This window comes from Streptococcus oralis (assembly GCF_002386345.1).
Lineage (GTDB): Bacteria > Bacillota > Bacilli > Lactobacillales > Streptococcaceae > Streptococcus > Streptococcus oralis_S.
The window spans coordinates 1371880-1385402 of sequence record NZ_CP023507.1; the positions used below are offsets into that span (position 1 = coordinate 1371880).

Annotated in this window: 13 protein-coding genes; 7 read left to right on the forward strand and 6 right to left on the reverse strand. The window is 41.9% G+C overall.

Features of this window, described 5'->3' with window-relative positions; translation table 11 throughout:
- Positions 1-36: 36 nt before the first annotated feature.
- The 3 genes from CO686_RS06855 to recJ all read right to left on the reverse strand — a co-directional run bounded on the left by CO686_RS06855 (position 37) and on the right by recJ (position 5348).
- Positions 37-1698, reverse strand: a complete 1662-nt coding sequence (locus CO686_RS06855; protein WP_000065622.1) for a ribonuclease J — start codon at positions 1696-1698, stop codon at positions 37-39.
- Between the two features lie 498 nt (positions 1699-2196).
- Positions 2197-2844, reverse strand: a complete 648-nt coding sequence (locus tag CO686_RS06860; protein ID WP_000754477.1) for a COG3942 and LysM peptidoglycan-binding domain-containing protein — start codon at positions 2842-2844, stop codon at positions 2197-2199.
- Positions 2845-3131: 287 nt separating this feature from the next.
- Positions 3132-5348 (reverse strand): single-stranded-DNA-specific exonuclease RecJ, encoded by a 2217-nt coding sequence (gene recJ, locus CO686_RS06865; RefSeq protein ID WP_049549745.1) that lies wholly within the window; start codon positions 5346-5348, stop codon positions 3132-3134.
- Positions 5349-5525: 177 nt separating this feature from the next.
- On the opposite strand from recJ, the gene CO686_RS06870 reads away from it, so the two are divergent.
- The 5 genes from CO686_RS06870 (at position 5526) to CO686_RS06890 (ending at position 9360) form a co-directional block, all read left to right on the forward strand.
- Positions 5526-6284: an amino acid ABC transporter ATP-binding protein gene (locus CO686_RS06870; protein ID WP_001229587.1), complete on the forward strand. Its 759-nt coding sequence runs from the start codon at positions 5526-5528 to the stop codon at positions 6282-6284.
- Positions 6285-6294: 10 nt separating this feature from the next.
- Positions 6295-7089 carry a transporter substrate-binding domain-containing protein gene (locus tag CO686_RS06875; protein WP_080979096.1) on the forward strand — a complete coding sequence of 265 codons (795 nt, stop codon included), beginning with the start codon at positions 6295-6297 and terminating at the stop codon, positions 7087-7089.
- 12 nt (positions 7090-7101) lie between these two features.
- Complete coding sequence (locus CO686_RS06880; RefSeq protein ID WP_049549738.1) at positions 7102-7779, forward strand: amino acid ABC transporter permease; 678 nt, start codon at positions 7102-7104, stop codon at positions 7777-7779.
- Between the two features lie 9 nt (positions 7780-7788).
- Positions 7789-8448 (forward strand): amino acid ABC transporter permease, encoded by a 660-nt coding sequence (locus CO686_RS06885; RefSeq protein WP_000443890.1) that lies wholly within the window; start codon positions 7789-7791, stop codon positions 8446-8448.
- A 129-nt stretch (positions 8449-8577) separates the two neighbouring features.
- Complete coding sequence (locus CO686_RS06890) at positions 8578-9360, forward strand: DUF4037 domain-containing protein (protein ID WP_049549739.1); 783 nt, start codon at positions 8578-8580, stop codon at positions 9358-9360.
- A 142-nt stretch (positions 9361-9502) separates the two neighbouring features.
- On the opposite strand, the gene CO686_RS06895 is transcribed toward CO686_RS06890, so the two are convergent.
- From CO686_RS06895 to CO686_RS06905, 3 genes are all read right to left on the reverse strand, one after another.
- Positions 9503-9940: an Rrf2 family transcriptional regulator gene (locus CO686_RS06895; RefSeq protein ID WP_001167390.1), complete on the reverse strand. Its 438-nt coding sequence runs from the start codon at positions 9938-9940 to the stop codon at positions 9503-9505.
- A gap of 164 nt (positions 9941-10104) precedes the next feature.
- Positions 10105-11046: a hypothetical protein gene (locus tag CO686_RS06900; protein WP_096753648.1), complete on the reverse strand. Its 942-nt coding sequence runs from the start codon at positions 11044-11046 to the stop codon at positions 10105-10107.
- A 160-nt stretch (positions 11047-11206) separates the two neighbouring features.
- Positions 11207-12058, reverse strand: coding sequence for a metallophosphoesterase family protein (locus CO686_RS06905; RefSeq protein ID WP_049549741.1), 852 nt, complete (start codon positions 12056-12058; stop codon positions 11207-11209).
- Between the two features lie 195 nt (positions 12059-12253).
- Between CO686_RS06905 and CO686_RS06910 the strand changes: the two genes are divergently transcribed.
- Positions 12254-12628, forward strand: a complete 375-nt coding sequence (locus tag CO686_RS06910) for a hypothetical protein (protein WP_049549742.1) — start codon at positions 12254-12256, stop codon at positions 12626-12628.
- A gap of 261 nt (positions 12629-12889) precedes the next feature.
- The gene (locus CO686_RS06915) at positions 12890-13513 is read left to right on the forward strand and encodes an adenylate kinase family protein (protein WP_049549743.1); all 624 of its coding nucleotides are present in this window, start codon (positions 12890-12892) and stop codon (positions 13511-13513) included.
- The last annotated feature ends 10 nt before the right edge of the window (positions 13514-13523 follow it).

Below are 13523 nucleotides of genomic sequence, written 5' to 3' on the forward strand. Positions count from 1 at the left end.
GCCGAATTTCGACTTTTTCTGTAGGTATGCTACTTATTATTTTGCTTCCATCACGACTGGCAAGATTGCCGGGCGACGCTTGGTTTGATCAAAGAGGTACTTGGTCAGATTATCGCGAACCTTGCCTTTGAGATCTGCCCAGTCAAAGTCATCACCTTGAAGATACTCTTCTACCGTTTGGTTAATCAATTCTGAACTTTCACGGAGAATATCACGGCTCTTCTTGAGGTAAACAAATCCACGCGTATGAACACGGGCCTTGGCCACAATTTTTTTCTCACGACGGTTGACAGTGATTGCCACGATAAAGATCCCATCCTCAGACAAGACCTTACGGTCACGAAGGACGACATTTCCAACATCCCCGATGGCATTTCCGTCAATCAAGACATCCCCTGCAGAAACTGCTCCAGCTGGAACAAAGTCTCCATGTTCATAAGACATGGTCGTTCCCTTTTTAGGGATGAAAATGCGTTCCGGCAACATCCCAACTGCCATGGCAGCCTTGGCATGCGCATCCAACTCACGGTACTCCCCTTGGATAGGGAAGAGGTAATTTGGTTGCAAAAGATTGATCATCAACTGCAAATCACGCGCATTCCCGTGTCCGGATACTCGCAAGCTTTGGGTAATGAGTTTCACCACACCACCAGCTTGGTAGATCATGTTTTCAACACGCGCCATGACGGCTTCTTTGGCGATAGATGGAGTCGTTACGATATAAACCAAGTCCCCATCTTTGATTTCCACATAGCGGTGGCGTCCAATGGACATCTTGCGAAGTCCATTAATAGGCTCACCCATACGGCCCGTCTCAAGGATAATCAACTCATGGTCTTCAAAACGAGACATTTCTTTTGGTTTAATCAAGAGACTTTCATTAGCTAGAGATAATTTTTTGAGTCGAATCGCAGTGCGGACGATATTTTCAATATCAAATCCAGTCAAAACAACTCGGCGACCTGTATCTGCTGCAGCATCAAAAACCTGCTGGATACGAGAGAGGTTGCTGGCAACTGCTGCAACGATGATACGACCTTCCCAGTCTGCAATGGTCTGGGTAATTTCATCTCCAACTTCACTCTCACTCGCCACCTGGATATTGCTGTCTGCATTGGCTGAATCACTGAGGAGCGCCAAGACACCATCACGACCGATTTCTGCCAAACGAGCAAAATCCGTCGCATAGGATTCGCTAGCTGTCTGGTCAAACTTGAAGTCCCCTGTGTAAACAATGCTACCTTCAGCTGTTTTCAGGACTATTCCCAAACTTTCTGGGATGGAGTGGGTTGTACGGAAGAAGGAAACCACAGTCCCTCCAAAGTCGATCTCCGTATCTTCATCAATCACATGGAAGTCATTGAATTTCTTAACCGTATCATTTCCTTTAACAAAGAGTTTGGCCAACTCAATGGTCAACTCAGAACCAAACACAGGCACCTTAGCCTCTGCCAAAAGATAAGGCAGGGCACCAATGGCATCCGCATGTCCGTGGGTCAAAAAGACCCCTGCGATACGATTGCTATTTTCAAAAAGGTAGTCCATATTTGGAATGACGACATCAACCCCTAGTTGTTCATTTTCAGGGTATTTAAGCCCTGCATCCAAAACAAAAATTGAATTGTCAATCTCAGCGATGTACATATTTTTCCCATTTTCTCGTACACCACCTAGTGTTGTTAAACTAATATTACTCATTTTTCCTCCGAAAATTCATTTATCTTGATTATAGGGCGAATTTACCCTCTTATTCTAAAAGTTCTAAAACTTTCAGCCGAATCTTTTCCTACCATTATACCATTTTTTTGATTATTTTCAAAACGAAGATCGGTTTTTAACTAGAGATTAGTCACTACTGTGAATCGAATTCTTTTACTTTGACTTCTCTTTTGGAGGCTTCATCGAAGATAATAGAACGATTGTACCATCAAAAATACGGATTTTCTGAATCAATTTGATTTCAGATACCTTTCTCGAACTCTAAATTTTTCTTTTAGTTCAAAAAACTTGCTTTTACCTCTCGACTTGAGAACTATTTTCTACAAAGACATGGTTTATCTACATCCAAAAGCGAAAATTTCCTGTTCGCTACAGAATCTAAAAATTTCAGCAATTAGCCATTAAGATGGAGGTTAACGATAGGAAATTTCTTCAAAAAGAAAAAAGACTTAGAAATTCTAAATCTTTTTATCATCTTTAGTTTGGATAGATATAAGTTACGTTACCTAAAAATTCATGAGGATTAAAGAAGCCACGATAATTCGCAATCTGCTTTTGACGTCTGTAGTTTGCTTCCAATACCTGGATAGAGTTTTCACTTTGAACATCTGTTACATAAGCAACGTGTCCATATTCACCACCATCCCAAACGGCGATTGCTCCTACTACTGGAACACTTCCTGTCTTATAACCTTGAGCGCTCGCGTAGATTGCCCACGTGTTGGCATTTCCCCACCAGTTGCTAGCCCAAGGAGCCAATTCTTTCACACCCCATGTACACTGACCAACAGGATAAGAGTTTCCATAGTTTGTCGGAGTCTTTTCGACAACATCCTCTGTATCTGATACCACATTCGCAGTGCTAGCTGGAGCACTGTAGGTAGAGCTAGCCTGAGCGGAACCACTTACTTCCAATACATCGCCTGGGTGGATAGTGTCAAAGATGGTTTTTCCATTCAAAGCTGCCAACTCATGCGGATCCATGCCGTTTGCAGTTGCAATGGCATAAAATGAATCACCGTCTTGGACAACGTAAGAGTTCGCATGAACAGTTTGAGCCCCAACTGTAGCCAAAATAGCGGTAGAAGTCAAACCAAGAGTCAGTTTCGTAACTGTTTTTTTCATAACTATTTTCCCCTTATATTTTCTTGATAAGAAAATCATACTTGATTTACATGTCAGTTCGTTTAGAGTTATATTTTAGTCATGTTACAAAAATTTATACTTTTACTACATAAGGTTTAAAAGCAGACATCGTATAAAGTGATAGAAGAGAATAAAAAAAATGAATCATTTCCCCAACCTTTACATCAGCAAACCATCCAAAAGACTATCCAATCAACCACTCCCACATCAAGCATTTATCCGTCAAAAAGAGACCGAGATAGGTCATCTCAGTCCCTTTCCATCTATTACTCCATTAAAAAATCATAAATTTCTTGAACTGTCCCCAGCGCCATCATTTCTTGGTCTTTAACAATCTGTTTGAGATTTTGGTAAATCTGACTTTCACCAATTTCCCTTTTTGGCGCTTCTTTATTGACTGTCATGACACCATCTTTGATCGTAACAAAGCCCAGCTCTTCAAATACTTGGATCATCTTGACCAGCAAGATTTGTTGGATATTGAGATAAGCCGCCAAATCTTTCAGCTTGTAGCGAATATCAAACTCTGGAAACTGGTAAATGGTCTTGTACAATTTTGCAAACTGTTCTCTAGTCCCGTAACCTGTCAGATAGTAGGCCTTATCGATGTCATTTTTGAAATAGACAGCAGAGAAATCCTGTTCCTGAAAAATGGCCTTCAGCAAGGTAATATCTTCAGGAATGGTTTTCACAACCACAGCATCACTGGTCGCTAATTCTGGTAATTCTCCAGCAAAGTCCAAGACTGGAACCCCTTCTGGCAAGACTGCATTCTTCCCACGAATGTTAAAGAGTTGAACACCCTCCACACGCGCATCCACCATCATCAACTGGAGGGCAGTTTGCCCATTCCATTGGTTGACAGACAAGGTGACTGCCAATTCTAGATTCTTGGTTTGAGCAAACTCTGTTGCCCATCTACCTTGTCCAAAGGCCACCACTTCAAAACTCGCCTCACCCTTGGAAATTTTTAGTTTTAGGTGGACATTTCCTGCTCCCATGGTACGAGCACTTTCGACATGAAAATCCTTGATATAAAAGACAGGTTTCTGATTGTCCATTCCAAAAGGTGCCAAACGTTCAAAACTTTTAACCGTTTCTAAACTAAGGGTCTCCAAGTCCAACTCTTCATCTAGATTTAACTTGTTCTTGCCAACAGCATCTGCACCTTTTTCACGGACATAGTCTTCCAAGACTTGAGATAAATCTGGAAGCTTCTCCACTTCCAGCGTCATTCCAGCTGCACCAGCATGGCCGCCAAAGGCGATAAAGAGGTCTCGATGGGGATCCAGAGCTTCAAAAATATCGACCGCTTCCACACTACGAGCACTGCCCTTGGCACGATCTTCTTCTATACTAAGAACGATGACTGTCTGCCCTAGTTCTTCCAACAAACGACCAGCAACGATACCCAGAACCCCAGGATTCCAGCCTTCCTTGGCCAAAATCTGGACCTTCTTCTCAGGATCTACCATGGTCTTAGCTTCTTCATAGATTGACTGAACGATCTCCTTACGTTCTTCATTTTTCTGGTGAATCATGAGGGCAATCTCATGTGCTTCCTCGTCGTCAAACCCAGTCAACAAATCAATAGCTGGATTAGGATCATCTAAACGCCCCAAGGCATTTAAACGAGGGGCAATCTGAAAGCCAACCGTTTCTTCTGTAACTTCATTCGCAGCAATCCCAGCCATATCCAGCATTTCTTGTAGACCAATACGCTGAGTATGCCCCAGCATTTCCAGACCATATTGAACCAAAATACGGTTTTCATCTGTCAAACTCACCATATCTGCAATGGTACCGATAGCAACCAAATCAAGCAATTCCACTTGCACTTCTTCTAAAAGAGCGCAAGCTAGCTTGAAAGCCACTCCGCATCCGGCCAAATATTTGAAGGGATAATCCGCATCTGGATGCTCAGGGTGAACAATCGCATAGGCATCAGGAAGGGTTTCCGGCATGGAATGGTGATCGGTCACAATGACATCCACACCCATAGTCTGAGCCAATTCAATGGCTTCGTGACCTGCAACCCCATTATCCACTGTCACAATCAAGGAAATTCCCTCTTGCTCGATAAAATATTTATAGACACTGGCATTGGGACCATAGCCATCGGTAAAGCGATTGGGTAGATAAACACGGCACTCAGCGCCAAGCTGTTCCAAACTTTCCTTAACAATCGAAGCTGAAGTCATTCCATCCGCATCGTAGTCTCCATAGATGAGAATGTTTTCCCCTTCTTCAATGGCCTGACGAATCCGTTCTACTGCCTTATCCATATCATGGAGCAGATAGGGATCATGTAAGTCCTCTAAAGAAGGTTCTAAAAACTTCTTGAGACTTTCCTCGTCCTGAATCCCTCTTTCAAATAACAACCGAGCCACTTCAGGACCCAGTCCAGCCTTCTTGGCTATCTTTGTAAAATCCGCATCTTCAACCTGCGGGGCAAACTGCCATTCATAAGTAGGAGTTATCAAAAAAACATCCACTCTTTCTAAGAATTCTATCGTTTCATTATAACATGATTTAGGCATTTTCTCTATCCAGATTGCTTTTTTATAACATTTTAGTGAATTTTTTTCAGATATGATTTGACAAGAACACTCTTTTGTTGTAGAATCATGTTATAAAATCTAACACAAAGGAGATCTCTCATGGCTTTAGTAGAATTTAAAAACGTCGAAAAATATTACGGAGACTACCACGCACTCCGCGACATCAATCTCCGTTTTGAAAAAGGACAAGTTGTTGTCCTGCTTGGACCTTCCGGCTCTGGAAAGTCCACTCTTATCCGTACGATCAATGGTTTAGAGGCTGTTGACAAAGGAAGTCTCCTGGTCAATGGACACCAAGTAGCAGGTGCTAGTCAGAAAGATTTAGTTCCTCTTCGTAAGGAAGTCGGCATGGTTTTTCAACATTTTAATCTTTATCCACACAAAACAGTGTTAGAAAATGTAACACTCGCACCCATAAAAGTTCTAGGAATTGATAAAAAAGAAGCTGAAAAAACAGCCCAAAAATATCTGGAATTTGTAAACATGTGGGACAAGAAAGATTCCTATCCAGCTATGCTATCTGGTGGGCAAAAACAACGGATTGCCATTGCACGCGGACTCGCTATGCATCCGGAACTCCTCCTCTTTGATGAGCCAACATCTGCTCTTGATCCTGAGACTATCGGAGATGTTCTAGCAGTTATGCAGAAACTAGCACATGACGGGATGAACATGATTATCGTTACCCACGAAATGGGCTTTGCTCGAGAGGTTGCGGACCGCATCATCTTTATGGCAGACGGAGAAGTTTTGGTGGATACGACAGATGTCGATGACTTTTTTGACAATCCAAGCGAACCTCGTGCCCAGCAATTCCTCAGCAAAATTATCAACCACGAAAGTGACAAAGTCAAATAAGGAGGCGCTTATGAAAAAGAAACTCTTTTTATCAACATTATTGATTAGCCTTTTCGGCCTTGCTGCTTCCAAACCAGTACAGGCTGATACTAGTGTCGCAGACATTCAAAAAAGAGGCGAACTAGTTGTCGGTGTCAAACAAGACGTTCCCAATTTTGGTTACAAAGATCCCAAGACAGGGACTTATTCTGGTATCGAAACGGACCTGGCCAAGATGATTGCAGACGAACTCAAGGTCAAGGTTCGCTACGTTCCTGTTACCGCTCAAACCCGTGGTCCACTACTAGACAACGAACAGGTCGACATGGATATCGCAACCTTCACCATCACAGATGAACGTAAAAAATTATACAACTTCACCAGTCCCTACTATACGGACGCTTCTGGTTTTTTGGTCAATAAATCCGCCAACATCAAAAGCATTGAGGACCTAAACGGTAAAACCATTGGGGTTGCTCAAGGATCCATCACCCAACGCCTGATTACTGAACTGGGTAAAAAGAAAGGTCTAACCTTTAAATTCGTCGAACTTGGTTCCTACCCAGAATTGATTACTTCCCTTCACGCTCACCGTATTGATGCCTTTTCCGTGGACCGCTCTATCCTGTCAGGCTACATTAGTAAACGGACAGAACTACTAGATGATAGTTTCAAGCCATCTGACTACGGTATCGTCACCAAGAAATCAAATACCGAGCTAAACGACTATCTTGATACCTTGGTCACTAAATGGAGCAAGGACGGTAGTTTGCAGAAACTTTATGACCGTTACAAGCTCAAACCATCTAGCCATACCGCAGATTAAGGAGGACACCCCATGACAGATTTATCATCTTGGACAGCCTATTTTCAGGATTTTGGACAATTTTTCAATGGTTTCCTCTTCACTCTTGCCCTAGCGATTGGTTCCTTTATCCTCGCCATGGTTTTGGGCATCTTCTTTGGAGCCATGTCAACAAGCAAACGCCCAGTCTTGCGCGTTTTGGCTCGTATTTTTGTCGAATTTTACCAAAATACTCCCCTCTTGGTGCAGTTTGTCATTGTCTTTTATGGTTTGCCTCTTATCAGTGAACACACCATCATGATTCCGATTTATTGGACAGCTGTACTCTGCGTGGGACTCTATCACGGCGCCTATATCGCTGAGGTTATTCGTTCAGGGATTCAGTCTATTCCTAGCGGTCAAATGGAGGCCGCCTTGTCGCAAGGTTTTACCTATATCAGTGCCATGCGCTTGATTATCTTGCCTCAGGCCTTCCGTATCATTCTCCCACCTTTGACCAACCAAATCGTCAACCTCATCAAGAACACCTCTACAGTTGCCATCATCTCTGGAGTAGACTTGATGTTTGTGACCAAGTCTTGGTCGGCTCTCAACGGAAACTACATCCCAGCCTTTTTAGGTGCCGCTCTTCTCTACTTTGCCCTATGCTTCCCTGTTGCCCAGTTTGGTCGCAAGATGGAGCAAGCCAACAAAAAAGCCTATTCACTTTAGGAGGTTACTATGGAATCTATTTTAGAAGTTTTGACCCCAGATAACCTAGTCTTTATCTTTAAAGGATTTGGCTTGACCCTCTACATTTCTCTGATTGCTATCGTCCTCTCGACCCTTATCGGAACAGTACTAGCCGTCATGAGAAATGGGAAAAATCCTGTCTTACGGATCATCTCCAGCATTTATATCGAGTTTGTACGTAACGTTCCCAACCTCCTCTGGATTTTCACCATCTTTTTGGTGTTTAAGATGAAGTCTACACCAGCTGGTATTACTGCCTTTACCCTCTTTACCTCAGCAGCCCTGGCTGAGATTATCCGAGGCGGCCTCAATGCCGTGGACAAGGGCCAGTACGAAGCAGGAATGTCGCAAGGATTCACCTCTGCGCAAATCCTCTACTACATCATTCTCCCACAAGCGATCCGCAAAATGTTGCCAGCCATCATTTCTCAGTTTGTAACCGTGATTAAGGATACCAGCCTTCTCTACTCTGTTATCGCTCTACAAGAACTCTTTGGCGCTAGCCAAATTCTCATGGGCCGTTATTTCGAACCAGAGCAGGTCTTCAGTCTTTATATCCTGATTGCCTTGATTTACTTTATCTTTAACTTTGCCATTTCTAGCCTGTCTCATAAGCTAGCAAAACGTTGGCAACAAGCTGCAGAATAAAAACGAAATGTGAACTCGAAACAAGGGTTCACATTTTTTGCTATAAATGAAAAAGAGCAACTCAATGCTATGCAAACGTTTTACTTTTTGGTAAAATGACTTTAAAACCATAAAGCAAGGAGAAAAATCATGATCCACGAACTTTGCAAAGAATTCTCTCAACTGGAACAAGTAGAAGCTATTGCTCTTGGTGGTTCTCGTGCAGGACAAGCCTGCGATCAAAACTCTGATTATGACGTTTATGTCTATCTCAACTCTCCTATTGATGAGGCGACTCGTCTAAAAATTTTGAGTAAATACTGCTCCTATATGGAAATTGGAAACCAGTTTTGGGAGTTAGAGGACGACTGTGTACTAAACAACGGTATTGAAATCGAGTTGATTTATCGTTCGCTGGAGTCGTTTGAACAAGAATTGAACTCAACCGTTTTTCAGCATCAAGCCCAAAATGCCTATACAACTTGCATGTGGCATAATCTACTCCACAGCAAGATTCTATACGACCCGAATGGACACTATGCTTCTCTCCAAAAGACTTACCAGATTCCCTATCCACAGGAACTCAAAAAACATATCATCGAAAGGCAGTTCCTTTTGCTAGACCAAGCCATGCCTGCCTTCTCTCATCAAATAGAAAAAGCTATCAAGCGTCAAGATCTTCTCAGCATGAATCATCGTACGAGTGAATTTTTTGCTTCCTACTTTGACTTGTTATTTGCGCTCAATGAGCAAACCCATCCTGGTGAAAAACGAATGTTGGAGTACGCAAAGACCCATTGTACACTCCTCCCTAAGCAATTTGAAGAAACTATTCGCAAGTATTTCCAACTACTCTACCAACCGCAACAAGGAGAACAAGCGGTCGTAACCTTGCAAACTATCCTGAAGGAACTAAAAGCCATTTTGCCATAGACCAAAAAGAAAATGTGAACCTGAAACTGAGGCTCACATTTTTCTTTATAGTTTACCGTAAAGAATCTAGTACACTTTACCACAATTCTTCTTGCCCAACTCATAAAAAGAGCGGCAATAGAAAAAGAGAACCTTAGTCCTCTTACTTAGACAGTTTATTCTGAGCATCTGCCACAACCTGAGCCAGACTTGTCTGACGCAGTTGGTTTTCCATAGCTGCTTGAACATCAAACAACTTTTGGTCCAAAACTGCATGGATATTCGCACCAATTGGGCAATTAGGATTTGGATTGTCATGAAAACTAAAGAGCTTACCGGATTTTCCTAAACACTCCACAGCTTGGTAGACATCCAACAAACTGATCTCTTGAAGGTCTTTTATTATCTCAGTTCCTCCCGTACCACGAGCAACTGAAATCAATCCAGCTTTTTTGAGTTGCGATAAAGTCTTACGGATAATGACTGGATTGACTCCGACACTGGCCGCAAGAAAATCACTAGTTACCTTACTGTCTGTATCCTGCATTGCAATAATAATCATCATATGAGTCGCAATTGTAAATCGGCTTGAAATTTGCATCTTCTTCTCCTTTCATTGATATTTTATTCATCTTTTCCCGTATAAACATTATACCTTTTTTGCTTATCCTGTCAAATATTAACAAATGATTACCTTCTCCATGCAAAAAGTCCTGTATCCCTCTTGACAACCAGAACGGTAGAGGGCATACAAAGACTTATTTTTTATGCAATTTTACGGACAATCCCTTTTGTTTTATGACTTGACCAGACTGAGCTGATAGACACCCCAGCACCAACTAAGGTAAACACAGCTAACATAGCTAGATTATAAAAATAGTTATCTGGAAAATGACCGCTAAAGATTAAATCATTCACCACTCGGAAAGCAAAGGCAAACTCAACCCCTAGTTTGGCAACGACTTCCATCGCCAAATCAATTTGATTGACTAGAAAGACAGTAATCACCATCCAAATAGAGGAAATCACAATCCCCTTTCGAGATACCTTTCTTCCAAGGATTTCATATCCTTTAATGGTACAAATCCCCAGAACAACACCCGCTACCATAGCTACATAACCTAGACGAGCGATAAATAGAGCAACTGCTCCACCAATCAAGGCTCCCAGCAAGGCACCAACTGCTCCAAGAAGAACATTTTCCTTTTTATTTTGATAAGAATCCACCTCGATTTGAAGATTGCTCTTCAGCAATTGATAGCTTTCCTCGTTGATAAGTAAAATTGAATCACCTAATTGATAGAGACCAACGGGACACTCCTGACCGCTATAGGCACACACTTGGACGAAATGATGGGTTTCAAGGAAGGCAACGAGGTCTGTTATGAGCGTCTGTAACTTTTCAATTGTTTTGGATTTGCGCATGGCACCTTTTACGACAAAAGAAACAAGGTACTGGTTGATGGACAAGGTCGACAAGTTTGGAAGAGATTCACTCTTAAACTCATCCCAAACCAATTCATTTTCTTCTGAATCCGCAGGATTGCCATTCAAACTCACACTGACACAAAGTCGAAACTGATTTTTCACGTCAGTTTCTTGCAGGAAAAGTAAATAGCCTGACTGCGTGCCATAAATACTACGCGAATCTTCGTCAAATTGCAAGCCCAACTCCGAGGCAATAGCGTGTAACTCTTCTGGTTTCATTATCTGTCTCCTCTTATTTTGAATATCAATTAGTATGAGATTCAAATTAGTTATATTCCGTTATTCTAACATAAATTTGAGAAGCCGTCAATTCGTATCCAGTTCGACTTATCGGGAAACAGCAGTCCCTAGACTCTCTGATTTCTGACTAGAAAACCTCTTAAAACCAATCTTTCTTGTCTCTTTCCATCCAAAGCTCAACATCCTGATCATAACCTTCTTGTTCACTAATCTGACCTAACAGTTCGTGATTATGAGTATGGTGAATCCCATTTACCAAACTTTCATAGTAGACCTGAAAATAGGGGAGCTTCAAATCTTTAGCCAACTGCAATTCAGCTTCTACATCATAATCCACTCGACGAAAATCAACATCAGACAAACCTGCCTCATCAAACTCTAAGATCATATACTGGGCCCGCAGGTCCTTACGCAACTTCGCATCTAGAAAGAAAGGTTGTCCAATGGAACCTGGATTAAGAATCAACTGTCCATCACTTCCGTAACGAAGCAACTGTTGGTGAATATGGCCATATACTGCGATAGAGGCGTGTGGATTCGTCACCAATCTATCAAAATCTTCTTGCTTTCCCGTATGGATCAACTCTCTTCCCCAGTTTTTATCAGGGAGATGGTGAGTGATTCCCACCATCAAATCACCAAACTGACGATGAACTTGCATAGGTTGATTATTGAGGTCTTCGATTTCTTCAGGGCTGACCTCCTCTAAGATGTACTGACTTTGACGCAGGAGATAACGATGGCTCGCTTTTGTAGGGTCTAACTTGCGATGCAGGCCTCGCCAGAGACTATTTTCCCAATTACCAAGAACTCTTACTGTAATAGGCAAACTTGCTAAAAGATCAAAGATCCTTCTACGTCCTGTTCCTGGCATCAGAATATCCCCTAAAAGCCAGTATTGGTCTACCTCTGCCGCTTTAGCATCAGCCAGTACAGCTTCCAAAGCTGTCGTATTTCCATGTATGTCTGAAAGAACTGCTATTTTGGTCATTCTTTCTCCTTACCCTTTTACTTCTTTTGTTAGTATTATAACAGAAAACACTCGAAAAGATCACTATCACTGATCAATGGATTAAATTGTAAGAGCCTCCAAATCGTGCTATAATATAAGTAGAGATTTCCCCTTCATTTAGGATTATGTGGTCTACAATATCTCTCAATTTTTCCAGATTGGAGGACTATTACCATGCGGAATTATCTTAAGTATATCCCATACTACCTTGTCATTTTCTTCCTTTACTGGCCACTCTATGAACTCCTCTCTCTATGCATCTCTGACCCATATACACTGAAGGGACTGTACATTTATAACATCATCCTCTTCTCACCTCTGGTAACCTTTATCGTATCCCTTCTTTATAGCTACCGTTTCCAATTCTCACTTTGGTGGCTACTCGGTATTGGTCTGCTCTATTGCTTTACCATCATCACCTTTGGCGAATTCATCCTGCTTTACTTCCTAGCCTATGAGCTCTTTGCCCTACTTGGCTTGGTTTCTGGTATGGGGATCAAGCATCTCTTCCAGCGAGCGAAAAACAAAAAAATTATACAAAAACCTTGAAAATTCTCGCAATCATGCTATAATAATGCATAGAGACAAGTCACTTAGTCCCTTTCTACTAGAGAGTGCGTGGTTGCTGGAAACGCATAGAAAGCCTAAACTGATACTACTCTACTGACTTTTATGCAAACATAAAACGGTGGCTACGTTAAAGCCAATCAGAGGTGTCCCTCTTTTTTGAGGAACATAAATGAAGGTGGAACCACGTTGCGACGTCCTTTTAGGATGTCGTTTTTTGTTTGGTCAGAAGGAGGAAGAACGATGCTTTATATGATTGGCGGATCGCCTTGTAGTGGAAAGTCAACAATTGCCTCACTTCTTGCTAGACAGTATCAACTACTTCATATCAAACTGGATGATTTGGTAGAAGAGATGATGAGTCAAGCAAGTGCAGACTCACAGCCAATTTGCCTTCTTAGGAAGGATAGAAATCCAGAACAAATCTGGATGAGAAAGCCAGAAGAGATGGCAGATGAAGAATGGTGCTTTTATGAAGAGATTTTTCCATATGTAAAATCTTACTTGATAAAAAAACAAAACAGACCTCTCTTGGTGGAGGGAGCAGGACTTTTGCCTCACTTGGTAAAGGAGCTTGAATGTCAAGCATCATCCTATCTATGCTTGACTCCGACAGCTGATTTTCAAAAAAAGCATTATATACAGAGAGAATGGGTTCCTTATGTCTTAGAGGGTACAACCAACCCCGAACAAGCTTTTGAAAACTGGATGCAACGAGACATTCTTTTTGCTCAAATGGTTCGTAAGGAAGCGGTGCTATTAGGCTATCCTAGTCTCGTAACAGATGGTAGTCAATCAGAGAATCAGACTGCGGAAGAAGTTGCTCGGCTCTTAAAATTGTCCAACAAAAATAGAATAAATATTTAAGGAGAAAACC